Origin of the sequence: Mesorhizobium sp. B283B1A, assembly GCF_020165735.1 — a bacterium.
In the GTDB taxonomy this organism is placed as follows: domain Bacteria; phylum Pseudomonadota; class Alphaproteobacteria; order Rhizobiales; family Rhizobiaceae; genus Mesorhizobium; species Mesorhizobium opportunistum.
On record NZ_JAIUIQ010000003.1, the window covers coordinates 245,456 to 257,936 of the forward strand.

General features: G+C 63.1%; 13 protein-coding genes. 8 read left to right on the forward strand and 5 right to left on the reverse strand.

The window, feature by feature from the left end; translation table 11 throughout:
- The first annotated feature begins 26 nt into the window (after positions 1-26).
- The 3 genes from LB577_RS03735 to LB577_RS03745 are packed head-to-tail and all read left to right on the forward strand — an operon-like array spanning position 27 to position 1,854.
- On the forward strand, positions 27-779 hold the full coding sequence (locus LB577_RS03735; protein ID WP_224685612.1) for a molybdopterin-synthase adenylyltransferase MoeB: 753 nt from the start codon (positions 27-29) through the stop codon (positions 777-779).
- 2 nt (positions 780-781) lie between these two features.
- Complete coding sequence (locus tag LB577_RS03740; protein ID WP_224685600.1) at positions 782-1,270, forward strand: GNAT family N-acetyltransferase; 489 nt, start codon at positions 782-784, stop codon at positions 1,268-1,270.
- Positions 1,267-1,854: a GNAT family N-acetyltransferase gene (locus LB577_RS03745; RefSeq protein WP_023766962.1), complete on the forward strand. Its 588-nt coding sequence runs from the start codon at positions 1,267-1,269 to the stop codon at positions 1,852-1,854. Before LB577_RS03740 ends, LB577_RS03745 begins: the two co-directional genes overlap by 4 nt.
- Here LB577_RS03745 and LB577_RS03750 read toward each other — a convergent pair.
- Positions 1,844-2,845 carry a 2-hydroxyacid dehydrogenase gene (locus LB577_RS03750; RefSeq protein WP_023766963.1) on the reverse strand — a complete coding sequence of 334 codons (1,002 nt, stop codon included), beginning with the start codon at positions 2,843-2,845 and terminating at the stop codon, positions 1,844-1,846. The two genes, LB577_RS03745 and LB577_RS03750, sit on opposite strands and share 11 nt — an antisense overlap.
- A 148-nt stretch (positions 2,846-2,993) precedes the next feature.
- Here LB577_RS03750 and LB577_RS03755 point away from each other — a divergent pair, with 148 nt between their 5' ends.
- The gene (locus tag LB577_RS03755) at positions 2,994-3,554 is read left to right on the forward strand and encodes an SH3 domain-containing protein (RefSeq protein WP_023766964.1); all 561 of its coding nucleotides are present in this window, start codon (positions 2,994-2,996) and stop codon (positions 3,552-3,554) included.
- On the opposite strand, the gene LB577_RS03760 is transcribed toward LB577_RS03755, so the two are convergent.
- The gene (locus tag LB577_RS03760; RefSeq protein ID WP_023766965.1) at positions 3,544-3,924 is read right to left on the reverse strand and encodes a DUF4260 domain-containing protein; all 381 of its coding nucleotides are present in this window, start codon (positions 3,922-3,924) and stop codon (positions 3,544-3,546) included. The two genes, LB577_RS03755 and LB577_RS03760, sit on opposite strands and share 11 nt — an antisense overlap.
- 22 nt (positions 3,925-3,946) lie before the next feature.
- Complete coding sequence (gene irrA, locus LB577_RS03765; protein WP_013891257.1) at positions 3,947-4,414, reverse strand: iron response transcriptional regulator IrrA; 468 nt, start codon at positions 4,412-4,414, stop codon at positions 3,947-3,949.
- A gap of 241 nt (positions 4,415-4,655) precedes the next feature.
- Here irrA and fabA point away from each other — a divergent pair, with 241 nt between their 5' ends.
- The 4 genes from fabA (at position 4,656) to LB577_RS03785 (ending at position 8,978) form a co-directional block, all read left to right on the forward strand.
- Positions 4,656-5,171, forward strand: a complete 516-nt coding sequence (gene fabA / locus LB577_RS03770; RefSeq protein ID WP_023766967.1) for a 3-hydroxyacyl-[acyl-carrier-protein] dehydratase FabA — start codon at positions 4,656-4,658, stop codon at positions 5,169-5,171.
- A 49-nt stretch (positions 5,172-5,220) separates the two neighbouring features.
- The gene (fabB, locus tag LB577_RS03775; RefSeq protein WP_224685601.1) at positions 5,221-6,441 is read left to right on the forward strand and encodes a beta-ketoacyl-ACP synthase I; all 1,221 of its coding nucleotides are present in this window, start codon (positions 5,221-5,223) and stop codon (positions 6,439-6,441) included.
- A 51-nt stretch (positions 6,442-6,492) separates the two neighbouring features.
- Positions 6,493-7,305, forward strand: coding sequence for an enoyl-ACP reductase FabI (gene fabI / locus LB577_RS03780; protein WP_023766969.1), 813 nt, complete (start codon positions 6,493-6,495; stop codon positions 7,303-7,305).
- Positions 7,306-7,433: 128 nt separating this feature from the next.
- Positions 7,434-8,978 (forward strand): putative bifunctional diguanylate cyclase/phosphodiesterase, encoded by a 1,545-nt coding sequence (locus tag LB577_RS03785; protein ID WP_224685602.1) that lies wholly within the window; start codon positions 7,434-7,436, stop codon positions 8,976-8,978.
- Positions 8,979-8,988: 10 nt separating this feature from the next.
- Here the strand turns inward: LB577_RS03785 and LB577_RS03790 are convergent, their stop codons facing one another.
- Together LB577_RS03790 and pnp are read right to left on the reverse strand one after the other, a co-directional pair.
- Complete coding sequence (locus tag LB577_RS03790) at positions 8,989-10,002, reverse strand: class I SAM-dependent methyltransferase (protein WP_224685603.1); 1,014 nt, start codon at positions 10,000-10,002, stop codon at positions 8,989-8,991.
- A gap of 69 nt (positions 10,003-10,071) precedes the next feature.
- Positions 10,072-12,219, reverse strand: a complete 2,148-nt coding sequence (gene pnp, locus LB577_RS03795; RefSeq protein WP_023779451.1) for a polyribonucleotide nucleotidyltransferase — start codon at positions 12,217-12,219, stop codon at positions 10,072-10,074.
- Positions 12,220-12,481: the final 262 nt, after the last annotated feature.

Consider the following 12,481-nt stretch of genomic DNA (forward strand, 5'->3'; position numbering starts at 1 on the left):
TTTTCCGGCCACTATATGGTCCTGATATGACCAATGCGCTCACCGCCGACGAGATCGAACGCTATGCCCGCCACATCGTACTGCCGGAGGTCGGCGGCGCGGGCCAGCAGAAGCTGAAGCAAGCACGGGTGCTGGTGATCGGTGCCGGCGGGCTGGGCGCGCCGGTGCTCGAATATCTCGCGGCAGCCGGCGTCGGTACGCTCGGCATCGTCGACGACGACACCGTCTCGCTGTCCAATCTGCAACGACAGGTCATTCACGGCACCGATACGGTCGGCGTGCTGAAAACCCATAGCGCCGAGGCCGCAATCGCCCGCATCAATCCTAGCACCGCTGTCGAGACGCACACATTCCGGCTGACCGCGGACAACGCCCCCGCCCTGGTCGCTCGCTATGACATGGTTGTCGACGGTTCCGACAATTTCGAGACCCGCTACGTGGTGGCCGACGCCTGCGCGAGCGGGCGCAAGCCGCTTGTCCATGCCGCCGTCGGTCGTTTCGACGGCTCGGTGACCGTGCTAAAGCCTTTCGAGGACGGCAAGGACGGCAAGCCGAACCCCGGCTATCGCGATCTGTTCCCGGAAGCCCCGCCGCCGGGCCTGGTGCCGTCCTGCGCCGAAGCCGGAGTGCTTGGCGCGCTGACCGGCGTCGTCGGCACGTTGCAGGCAATGGAGGCGATCAAGCTGATCACCGGCATCGGCGAGCCGCTCATCGGTCGGCTGCTGCTCTACGATGCGCTCGCCGCGCGCTTCGAAACGATCCGCTACAAGAGAAATTGACCTTGGCGCGGACCACGGCGCCCTCGATTACCCGAATCCCGGCCGACTTCGACCGCTGGGATGACGTGCTCGCACTCATCATGCGCGCCTTTGCCTTCATGGACGGCGTCATCGATCCGCCGTCATCGGCTCACCGGCTCACTGTCGATTCCCTGCGCGACAAGGCCCGCATGGAAACCGGTTTCGTGGCTCTCGACGGCGACAGGATCGTCGGCTGCGTCTTTGCCATCGAAAGGATTGACGACTTCTATGTCGGCAAGCTCGCCGTCGAGCCGGACTGCCAAGGACAAGGCATCGGCCGGCAGCTGATGCGGGCGGTCGAAATTCTTGCGCTCGACCGCGGCAAGACGGCGCTGGAGCTTCAGACGCGGATCGAGCTCACCGCAAATCACACCGCCTTTGCCCGCCTCGGCTTTCGCGAGACCGAACGGACGGCGCATGAGGGCTACAGCAGGCCGACCTCGATCACCATGCGAAAGAGTGTTTCATGAGCGCGCACATCCGTCCGGCACAAAGGAACGATGCGTTACACGTCGCCGCGATCGTGGATATTGCCGGACATGGCATCGATCTCGAGAGCTGGATGAACAGCAGCGGGGACGACCATGCGGTCCTTGAAGCGGCCCGGCGCGCGGCATCCGCAGACGCCGGTTCGCCGTATCATTTTTCCAAGGCGCATCTTGTCGAAGTCGATGGCACCATCGCCGGCGGCTTGGTCGGAGAGATGCTTTCGCACAATCAAGATCATGCCATCGAGGTGTCACCGGCGCTGATGCCGCTCGTTACGCTGGAAACCAGGCTCGCCGGCTACTGGTCAGTCCTTGCGGTTGCCGTCTATTCCGAGTTCCGTGGCAGAGGACTTGCCACCGGCTTACTTTCGCGAGCGGGCGAACTGGCTGGCGTTGCTGGGGCAAAAGGCCTGTGCCTGGTCGTCGAGGACACAAACCTGCCGGCCATTTCCGTCTACGAAAGGCTGGGGTTTGCCGTTGCCGACAGACTTCCCTGGGTTGCCTATGGCGGCAGGAGCGGGCCGCGCGAATGGCTGATGATGAAACGCGACTTGACTACGTCCTGAGCGGCAGCACGCGATCCGGCGGTCTATGGCCGTCGACGAAGGCCCGGATGTTGATGATGACCTTCTCGCCCATGTCGATACGGCCCTCCAGCGTCGCCGAACCCATATGCGGCAACAGCACGACCTTGTTCCTGGCGGCAAGCTTGAGCAGCTTGCCATTGAGCGCCGGCTCGTGCTCGTAGACGTCGAGGCCGGCGCCGGCGATCTTGCCGTCTTGGATCAGCTTGACCAGCGCTTCCTCGTCGATGATGTCGCCGCGCGCGGTGTTGACGATATAGGCCGTCGGCTGCAGCAAGGCCAGCCGCCGCGCCGACAGGAGATGGAAGGTGGCTGGCGTCGACGGGCAATTGACCGAGATGATGTCCATACGGGCCAGCATCTGGTCGAGGCTCTCCCAATAGGTCGCCTCCAGCCCGTCCTCGACCGCCGGCAGCACGCGATGGCGGTTGTGATAGTGGATGGAAAGGCCGAAAGCCTTGGCCCGCCTCGCTACGGCCGTGCCGATGCGGCCCATGCCGACAATGCCCAGCCGTTTGCCCCAGATGCGGCGGCCAAGCATCCAGGTCGGCGACCAGCCGGCCCATTTCTTGTCGCCGGTCAGCACGTTGGCGCCTTCCGCCAGCCGGCGCGGCACCGCCAGCATCAGCGCCATGGTCATGTCGGCGGTATCTTCGGTGAGTACGTTGGGCGTGTTGGTGACGGTGATGCCCTTCTTGGCCGCCGCCGCCACGTCGATCTTGTCGACGCCATTGCCGAAATTGGCGATCAGTTTGAGGTTGTCGCCGGCCTGGGCGATCAGTGCGGCGTCGATCTGGTCGGTCACGGTCGGCACCAGAACGTCGGCTTCCTTGACCGCGGCAACAAGTTCCGGCTGCGTCATCGGCCGGTCCTCGACATTCAGCCTCGCGTCGAACAGTTCGCGCATGCGGGTCTCGACCGGGTCGGGCAGCTTTCGCGTGATGACCACGAGAGGCTTCTTTTTGCCTGGCATTGTTTCCCTCGTTGAGACCTCTTTAACCAAGACCGGCGAAACTGAAAGCCGGTCGCGGTAGCCGATTTACCCATGTAACAAGCGGTGCCGCCGAAGACAAAGAAAAAGGGGCGCAGCAGCCATAAGGCCGGCGCCGAAAGGAACGAAAGTGTCTGGTTTCGCGTCGCTTCGCCTGGTCCTCAGCGCAGCATTTCTCGGCACTCTCCTCTATTCTCCGCTCGCGGCGGCGCAAGGCGCGGCCGCACCCGCCCAGGGCGCCGTCACGCTGGGGCCGAGCGGCCTGCCGCTGCCGCGATTCGTCAGCCTGAAATCCGGCCGCGTCAACTCGCGCGTCGGCCCGGGGGCCAATTACTCGGTCGACTGGATGTATATGAAGGCCGGCCTGCCGATGGAGATCATCCAGGAATTCGATACGTGGCGCCGCGTGCGCGATGCCGACGGTTCGGAAGGATGGATCAACCAATCGCTGCTTTCAGGCCGGCGCACCGCGATCATCGCGCCCTGGCAGCGCGGAAAGGGTGCCCAGATCAACCTTCTGAACAGCCCGGACAAGGACGCCAGGGTGATAGCGATCGTCGAGCCGGGCGTCATGGGTACGATCAAGTCTTGCGACGGCCAATGGTGCGAAATGACGCTTGGCGGGCACACCGGCTGGCTCGCCCAGTCGACGGTGTGGGGCGCCTATCCCGGCGAGCGGGTCAAGGAGTGAACGTCCCCGGTTTGCGCCCGATGCGGCCGAGATGAGTATCCTGAAAGCCGGTCGACAGCTTGAGGCCGTAGCCTAAGGCACGGTCGATTGCGATGTGGGCGATCCAGATCAGCGCGACCGCGATGGCGGCCGCATTGCCCAGCAGGTGGCCGGCGAGCAGCAGAAGCACCGGTGCGATCAGCATGTGCAAGGCGTTGTAGGCTATCGCGCCAAGGCGCGGCCCGCCGAGGTAGCCGAGCATCGACAGATCCGGCGCCAGGATAAGCACGGCAAAGAGCCACCAGGAAATGCCCGACAAAGCGTAGAAGACAATAGCGGCCACCGCCACGACGGCCCATTCGAGCCGGATTATCAGGTCGAGGGGTTTCATTCCGATTGTCCGGCCAAGCGGATTATTCTGGCTTCGCCGACTGTTCTGGCCCTGCCGGTGATTCCTGGCGCTTGGGACGCAGCCTCACCACGATATCGACATTGGCGATTTCCATGCCCTCGGGCGGGTCAGGCAGGTTGGTGACCGTCACCGGGCCGTTGGCGATGTCGAAAATCCGGTTTTCGCCCTCGATGTAGAAATGATGGTGGTCGGAAGTGTTGGTGTCGAAATAGGTTTTCGCGCCCTCGACGGCGAGGATGCGCAGCAGCCCCGCCTGGGTAAACTGGTGAAGCGCGTTGTAGACGGTGGCCAGCGACACCGGCACGCCGGCGGCCAGCGCCTCCTCATGCAGTTCCTCGGCCGACAAATGGCGGTCGCCCTTGGCGAAGAGCAGGTCGGCCAGCGCGATGCGCTGACGCGTCGGCCTCAGGCCGGCTTCACGTACCCGCTTGTCCACAGCGACATTTTCCTTCCGGCAGCCCCGGTCCATCTGGTCTTCCAAGCTCACAGTCCCGCTTCAAGACACGCCCAGAATGGCAAAAAAATGAATGTCTGCCGAAACCGGACCCCTGTTGACATATATTCTGTCGCCGGAATGCGATCAATAGCGCGCATTGACCCGGGCAGACTGGCGGGTTAAGCGCAAACGCCGGTTTCCGGCCTGAAACAGATTGTGTTAGGACACCGACGACAAGGGCGCGTTACCGCCCGGACGAATGGGGATGAGATTGATGGCGGGTAAATCCAGCTACGACTACGACGAATTGCTGGCCTGCGCCCGCGGCGAGCTGTTCGGAGAGGGCAATGCCCAGCTGCCCTACCCGCCCATGCTGATGTTCGACCGCATCACCGAGATCAGTGAAACGGGCGGTGCCTTCGACAAGGGTTTCATCCGCGCGGAATTCGACATCAAGCCGGATCTTTGGTTCTTCGCCTGTCACTTCATCGGCAATCCGATCATGCCAGGATGCCTCGGCCTCGACGCCCTGTGGCAGTTGACCGGCTTCTATCTCGGCTGGCTCGGCGAACCCGGCAAGGGAATGGCGCTGTCGACCGGTGAGGTCAAGTTCAAGGGCATGGTCACCCCATCGGTGAAGAAGGTCGAATATGGCGTTGATTTCAAGCGCGTGATGCGCGGCCGGCTGGTCCTGGGCATCGCCGATGGCTGGATGAAGGCGGATGGCGAGCCCATATATGCGGCGACGGACCTGAAAGTCGGTCTGTCCAAGCAGTCGGCGGTCGCTTGACCGCAGCCCTGGCCGATCCACTGGCCAGCATCCCTGGAAGGAGTTGCGAATGAGACGTGTCGTAGTCACAGGCATCGGCATCGTGTCGTCGATCGGAAACAATGCCAACGAGGTGCAGACCTCGCTGCATGACGCCAGATCCGGCATCAGCTTCTCCGATTCCTTCGCCGAGCACGGCTTTCGCTGCCAGGTCTGGGGAGCGCCGACGCTCGACCCGTCCGCCATGATCGACCGCCGCGCGATGCGCTTCCTGTCGCAGGGCGCGGCCTGGAACCACGTCGCCATGGACCAGGCGATCGCGGATGCGGGCCTCGGCGAGGACGACGTCACCAATGAACGCACCGGCATTGTCATGGGCTCGGGCGGGCCTTCCACCCGCACCATCGTGGAGGCGGCCGAAACCACGCTCAAGAACGGCAGTCCCAAGCGCATCGGCCCGTTCGCGGTGCCGAAAGCGATGTCGTCGACCGCGTCGGCCACCTTGGCCACATGGTTCAAGATCCACGGCGTCAACTATTCGATCTCGTCGGCCTGCTCGACCTCGGCGCATTGCATTGGCAATGGCTACGAACTGATCCAGTGGGGCAAGCAGGACATGGTCTTTGCCGGCGGCCATGAGGATCTCGACTGGACGATGTCGGACCTGTTCGACGCCATGGGCGCCATGTCGTCCAAGTTCAACGACAAGGCATCGACCGCTTCGCGCGCTTATGACGTCAATCGCGATGGCTTCGTCATTGCCGGCGGTGCCGGCGTGCTGGTGCTGGAAGAGCTGGAGCACGCCAAGGCGCGCGGAGCCAGGATCTACGCCGAAATCGTCGGCTACGGCGCGACCTCTGACGGTTACGACATGGTCGCGCCGTCAGGCGAAGGCGCCGTCCGCTGCATGCGCCAGGCGCTGTCGACGGTTTCCACGCCGGTCGACTACATCAACACCCACGGCACCTCGACGCCGGTGGGCGATTCCAAGGAAATGGGCGCGATCCGCGAAGTGTTCGGCGAGAAGATGCCGTTCATCACCTCGACGAAATCGCTGACCGGCCATTCGCTGGGCGCGGCCGGTGTGCAGGAATCGATCTATTCGATCCTTATGATGCAAGGCGGCTTCATCGGCGAGAGCGCCCATATCGAGACGCTCGATCCTGAATTCGAGGGTATGCCGATCGTGCGAAAGCGCATCGACAATGCCAAGATCGACACCGTTCTGTCGAATTCCTTCGGTTTCGGTGGCACCAACGCGACGCTCGTTTTCCAGCGCTATTCCGCATAGGGCCATTGTCTTTGTACAAGGCCAGCAATTTTAAATAAGGATTTGGCGGCCATGAACGGACTGATGAAGGGCAAGCGCGGGCTTGTCATGGGCGTCGCCAACGATCATTCGATCGCCTGGGGCATTGCCAAGAAGCTGTCCGAGCATGGCGCGGAACTCGCCTTCACCTACCAGGGCGAGGCCTTCGGCCGCCGGGTCAAGCCGCTTGCCGACAAGCTCGGCGCCGCACTTGTCGTTCCCTGCGATGTCGAGGACAGCGCTTCGGTCGCCGCCACGTTCGAGACGCTTAACAAGGAATGGGGTGGGCTCGACTTCGTCGTCCATGCCATCGGCTTTTCCGACAAGAATGAGCTTAAGGGTCTCTACGCGGACACCAGCCGCGACAACTTCGTCCGCACCATGGTGATCTCCTGCTATTCCTTTACCGAGATCGCCCGCCATGCGGCCGCGTTGATGAACGATGGCGGGTCGATGATCACGCTGACCTATGCCGGCTCGGTCCGCGTCATGCCGAACTATAATGTCATGGGTGTCGCCAAAGCGGGACTCGAGGCCAGCGTGCGCTACCTCGCCAATGATTACGGCCCGCGCGGCATCCGGGTGAACGGCATCTCGGCGGGACCGGTGCGCACGCTCGCCGGCGCCGGCATTTCGGACGCCCGCCACATGTTCTCCTACCAGCAGCGCAACTCGCCGCTGCGTCGCACGGTGACCATCGACGAGGTCGGCGGCTCGGCGCTGTATTTGTTGTCGGACCTCTCCTCGGGCGTCACCGGCGAAATCCACTATGTCGATTCAGGCTACCACATCGTCTCGATGCCGACGCTCGACGAGTTGAAGCAGACGGATGGCACGCGCGACTGAAGCGTCGCCTTGCCTTGAGCCGAAGTGCCTTCAGTAAAAAAGATGCTCTCCAGTAAAATTGGACGCATTCGCGGCAACTCATTTTAAGAAGGTTTCCGCTATAGAGTCCCGCAGTCTGGGGATTTTTAATGCCTGCCGTCAGCGATCCGAAGCGAACACCAGTGTTCCGACTGCTCACGATAGCAAGTTCGGGTATTGGCAGTTTCGTCCTTGGCATCTGGGGTCTCAAGTACGGCCTCGGCGGTGGGTTTGCCGGCATATCGGCGGACATGATGGTCGCGATCATGGCTGCGCTTTGCGCGCTGGCGGCGTCGGTGGCGGCAATGTCCTTCTTCGCCGGCGTCGATGAATCGGCGGATTTCGTCTTCAACGAAACCCATTTCGACAAGCTGACAGGGCTGCTGGGGCGCCCGGCGATGGTCGGCAAGATCGCCGAGGCGGCCTGCACGACAAGCCGGACCGGCGAACCGGTGTTCCTGATCGACATCGACATCGACCGCTTCAAGCAGATCAACGACGCGATCGGCTATACACAGGGCGACGAGCTGATCCGCGCTTTCACCAAGCGGCTGCAGAGCTGCGTGCCCGCACGCTCCCTGATCGGGCGCATCGGCGCCGGCGAGTTCGCGGTGCTGCTGCCCGACCATCAGATCCCGGGAACGATGGAAAGCATGGTCGAAAGGCTCCTCGACGAGATGATGGAGCCCTATGAACTCAGCAGCCATCAGCAATCGGTGAGCCTGTCGGTGGGTATCGTGGCCATGCCCAAGGATGGCGTCGATCCGGTGCTTATCCTGCGCCGCTCCAACCTGGCGCTGCAGAATGCGCGCGCCAGCGGCGTCGGCAACTGGTCGGTCTTCGACAGCGAGATGGGGCGTGTCGCCGATTATCGCCAATGGGTCGAATCCGAGCTGCACACTGCTTTCGAACGCGGGGATTTCGACCTTCACTATCAGCCGCAGCTCGACCTGCCGACCGGCCGCATCGTCGGCTATGAAGCCCTGATCCGCTGGAATCACCCCGAACGCGGCATGATCCCGCCCATGGAGTTCATCCAGATCGCCGAGGAAACCGGGATGATCAATCCGATCGGTGAATGGGTTCTGCGTAAAGCCTGCAGCGACGCCCGCCATCTGCCGGACGACTGCTTCGTCGCCGTCAACATCTCGCCGGTCCAGTTCATGACCAAGGACTTCGTCGGTATCGTTCGCGACACGATGCGGGCCACCGGTATCAAGCCGTCACGGCTGGAACTGGAAGTCACCGAGACGGCGATGATGCAGGATCGCGACCGTGCAGCCGCCATCCTGAAAGAGCTTGCCGAAATGGGCATCTCGGTCGCCGTCGATGATTTCGGCACCGGCTATTCGAACCTCAGCTATCTCATCGACTTCTCGTTCGGCAAGCTCAAGATCGACCGTTCCTTCGTCAGCCGCATCGACACCGATTCCAGCTCGGGCGCGGTCGTCTCGACCATTGTCGGGCTCTCGCGTGCACTCGGCGTCAGCATCATCGCCGAAGGCGTCGAGACCGAGAGCCAGGCGACATTGCTGCGGGCGGCTGGCTGCGAAGTCGTGCAAGGCTATTTGTTCGGCCGGCCGGCTCCGCTCAAGTTCAGCATGGGTGACGCCCACGCCACCGATGAAGTCCGGCGCGTCGCCAATCTGCATTGAACGCATCGTTTCAGCGACGCGCGGACAACACCTTGAACATGCCATCGCGGGCAAGCTCCGCGTGGCTTGAGAAGGCGGCCTTGAGAACCGGCTCGTAAGGCAGCTGACGGTTGGCGACCATGAACAGCCGCCCGCCTGGCTTCAACGCCTTGCCTGCCGCATGGATCATGCCGGCGCCAATTTCCGGCTCAGCCGCGCGGGCACGGTGGAATGGCGGGTTCATGACGATGGCGTCATAGCGGCGCTCGACCGGTTCGGCGAGCAGATCCGTCCAGAAGAAACCCGGCACCAGGGCCGCCGCGCCGAGATTGCGCTTGGCCGCCTCTAGCGCCGCGAAATTCGCTTCATAGAGGTCAAGCGCCGTTAAGCCAGGGGACCGTGAAGCGACTTCCGCCGCCACATAACCCCAGCCGGCACAGAAATCGGCGATGTTGCCACGCAGGTCGCCGGGCAAATTATCCACCAACAGTTTCGAGCCGGCGTCGATCCGATCAAAGGAGAACATGCCGGGCGCGGTGTGGAACCGGCCTTCAACCAGCAAGACGGGATTGGCGGCACGCAACTCTTGTGCGGCCGCCGGATCGCCAGGACGGCGCAGCCAGAAGGCGATGCCGTGATATTTCGGCATATGGCCGTCGAGCGGCACAAGCTCGTCGACGCGCTTGCGCAGGCTGGCGATGCCGTCATCCTTGCCGCCGGCAACGACGATCAATCCGCCCGGCACCACGCGCTCCAGCGCTTCCGCGATGCGCAGCTCATTCTGCCCGCGATGGCGGCCGGCGAGCACCAGCGCGGCATCGAAACCGTCGCCCTCCGGTTGCGGCGCAACCGTGAATTTCGCCGCCTGCAACGCGCGGAAATGCGGGCGGAAGCCCTGCACGAGATGCAGCGCGGCCTCGAAACCCTGCGGCAGCCGCAGGCCAGGCTCGGCGCCGAGGAAGAGCATGCGCTCATCCTTTCGCGGCAGAGCAATGGCCTCGGCCTCGAACGGATGGAACAGCGTCTTCAGCGCCTCAGTGGACATGCCTTTGCTCCATAAACGAAAACGGGCGCGACATAAGCCGCGCCCGCTTCGATTTTCCTGTCAGACCGCTCAGGCGGCGTCTTCTTCGCCTTCGGACTTCTTGTCGCGGACGATTTCCTTGCCGGAGGCCTGGTCGACGACCTTCATCGAGAGGCGGACCTTGCCGCGCTCGTCGAAGCCCATCAGCTTGACCCAGACCTTGTCGCCTTCCTTGACGACGTCGGAGGTCTTGGCAACACGCTCGTTGGCGAGCTGCGAGATGTGGACCAGGCCGTCGCGGGGACCGAAGAAGTTGACGAAGGCGCCGAAGTCAGCGGTTTTGACGACCGTGCCTTCGTAGATTTCGCCGACTTCCGGCTCGGCGACGATGGTGTGGATCCACTTCTTCGCCGCCTCGATCTCCTTGGCGTTCGAGGAAGCGATCTTGACCGTGCCGTCGTCCTCGATGTTGATCTTGGCGCCGGTCTTCTCGACGATCTCGCGGATGACCTTGCCGCCCGAGCCGATGACGTCGCGGATCTTGTCGGTCGGGATGTGCATCACCTCGATGCGCGGCGCGAACTCACCGAGCTCGGGACGGGCACCGGTCAGGGCATGAGCCATTTCGCCGAGAATGTGCTGGCGGCCATCCTTGGCCTGGTCCAGCGCGATCTTCATGATCTCCTCGGTGATGCCTTCGATCTTGATATCCATCTGCAGCGAGGTGATGCCGCTGGTGGTGCCGGCGACCTTGAAGTCCATATCGCCGAGGTGATCTTCGTCACCCAGGATGTCGGACAGAACGGCGAAGCGCTCGCCTTCCTTGATCAGGCCCATGGCGATACCGGCGACGGGCTTGGCCAGCGGAACGCCTGCATCCATCAGCGCCAGCGAGGTGCCGCAGACGGTGGCCATCGAGGACGAGCCGTTGGACTCGGTGATCTCGGAGACGACGCGCAGCGTGTAGGGGAACTGGTCGGCGCTCGGCAGCATCGGGCGGATGGCGCGCCAGGCGAGCTTGCCGTGGCCGATTTCGCGGCGGCCCGGCGAACCCATGCGGCCGGTCTCACCGACGGAATAGGGAGGGAAGTTGTAGTGAAGGAGGAACTTCTCCTTGTACATGCCGGTCAGCGAATCGACATACTGCTCGTCCTCGCCGGTGCCGAGCGTGGCGACGACCAGCGCCTGGGTCTCACCGCGGGTGAACAGCGCCGAACCGTGGGTGCGCGGCAGCACGCCGACTTCGGAAACGATCTTGCGAACCGTCTTCAAGTCGCGGCCATCGATGCGCGAGCCGGTGTCGAGGATGTTCCAGCGCACGACCTTGGCCTGCAGTTCCTTGAACACCGAACCGATCTGCTCGGAGGTGTACTTGGCCTCTTCGCCTTCGGCCGGAGCGAAGGCTGCCTTGACCTTTGCCTTGACGGCGTCGACGGCGGCGTAGCGCTTCTGCTTGTCGACGTTCTTGTAGGCGTTGCTGAGCTCGTCACCAACGATCTTCAGCATCTCGGCTTCGAGCACGGAATAGTCCGGCGCCGTGAAATCGCGCGGCTCCTTGGCGGCGACCTCGGCCAGCTTGATGATGGCGTCGATGACCGGCTGGAAGCCCCTGTGACCGAACATGACGGCGCCGAGCATCAGCTCTTCGCCAAGTTCCTTGGCTTCGGACTCAACCATCAGCACGGCGTCGGCAGTGCCGGCGACGACGAGGTCGAGCTTGGATTCCTGCATCTCGTCGATGTGCGGGTTGAGAACGTATTCGCCGTTGATGTAACCAACGCGGGCACCGCCAACCGGTCCCATGAAGGGAACGCCCGACAGGGTCAGCGCGGCCGAGGTAGCGACGATGGACAGGATGTCCGGATCGTTCTCGAGGTCATGCTGGACCACGGTGACGACGATCTGCGTGTCGTTCTTGTAACCGTCGGCGAAGAGCGGGCGGATCGGGCGGTCGATGAGGCGGGAAACCAGCGTTTCCTTCTCGCTCGGACGGCCCTCACGCTTGAAATAGCCGCCCGGAATCTTGCCGGCGGCATAGGTCTTTTCCTGGTAGTTGACGGTCAGCGGGAAGAAGTCGAGGCCGGGCTTCGGCTCCTTCATCGAAACGACGGTGGCCAGCACCTTGGTCTCGCCGTAGGTGGCGAGCACGGCGCCATCAGCCTGGCGCGCGATCTTGCCGGTTTCGAGGATGAGCGGACGGCCGCCCCATTCGATTTCCACTTTGTGGTGGTTGAACATATCTTGTCCTTAATAAGCGGAAAGGGGCGCGCCGTTTCACGGTGCGCGGATGCCCTTTCCCTGGCTTCCTTTCTCGGGCAGCCACGGGCAAGACAACGGGAAGCTCGGGTGGTTTCAGCGCGGTGAGCGCGCGAGCGTCCTGCAATCCTGCCCCATGACCGTCCATGGGCGGTTTCGAGTGGCCCTCTGCGCGCTCGAAACCGGGTCTGGCCAATCTATAAGACTGGCAGAATGCGCGACTGGCGGGGGGGGGGGGGGGGGG

What these genes read in the sequence shown, in the direction of transcription:
- LB577_RS03735 (WP_224685612.1), top strand. Translation starts at nt 27, where the DNA reads ATGACCAATGCGCTCACCGCCGACGAGATCGAACGCTATGCCCGCCAC.
- LB577_RS03745 (WP_023766962.1), top strand. Translation starts at nt 1,267, where the DNA reads ATGAGCGCGCACATCCGTCCGGCACAAAGGAACGATGCGTTACACGTC.
- LB577_RS03750 (WP_023766963.1), bottom strand. Translation starts at nt 2,845, where the DNA reads ATGCCAGGCAAAAAGAAGCCTCTCGTGGTCATCACGCGAAAGCTGCCC.
- LB577_RS03760 (WP_023766965.1), bottom strand. Translation starts at nt 3,924, where the DNA reads ATGAAACCCCTCGACCTGATAATCCGGCTCGAATGGGCCGTCGTGGCG.
- irrA (WP_013891257.1), bottom strand. Translation starts at nt 4,414, where the DNA reads ATGGACCGGGGCTGCCGGAAGGAAAATGTCGCTGTGGACAAGCGGGTA.
- fabA (WP_023766967.1), top strand. Translation starts at nt 4,656, where the DNA reads ATGGCGGGTAAATCCAGCTACGACTACGACGAATTGCTGGCCTGCGCC.
- fabB (WP_224685601.1), top strand. Translation starts at nt 5,221, where the DNA reads ATGAGACGTGTCGTAGTCACAGGCATCGGCATCGTGTCGTCGATCGGA.
- fabI (WP_023766969.1), top strand. Translation starts at nt 6,493, where the DNA reads ATGAACGGACTGATGAAGGGCAAGCGCGGGCTTGTCATGGGCGTCGCC.
- LB577_RS03785 (WP_224685602.1), top strand. Translation starts at nt 7,434, where the DNA reads ATGCCTGCCGTCAGCGATCCGAAGCGAACACCAGTGTTCCGACTGCTC.
- LB577_RS03790 (WP_224685603.1), bottom strand. Translation starts at nt 10,002, where the DNA reads ATGTCCACTGAGGCGCTGAAGACGCTGTTCCATCCGTTCGAGGCCGAG.
- pnp (WP_023779451.1), bottom strand. Translation starts at nt 12,219, where the DNA reads ATGTTCAACCACCACAAAGTGGAAATCGAATGGGGCGGCCGTCCGCTC.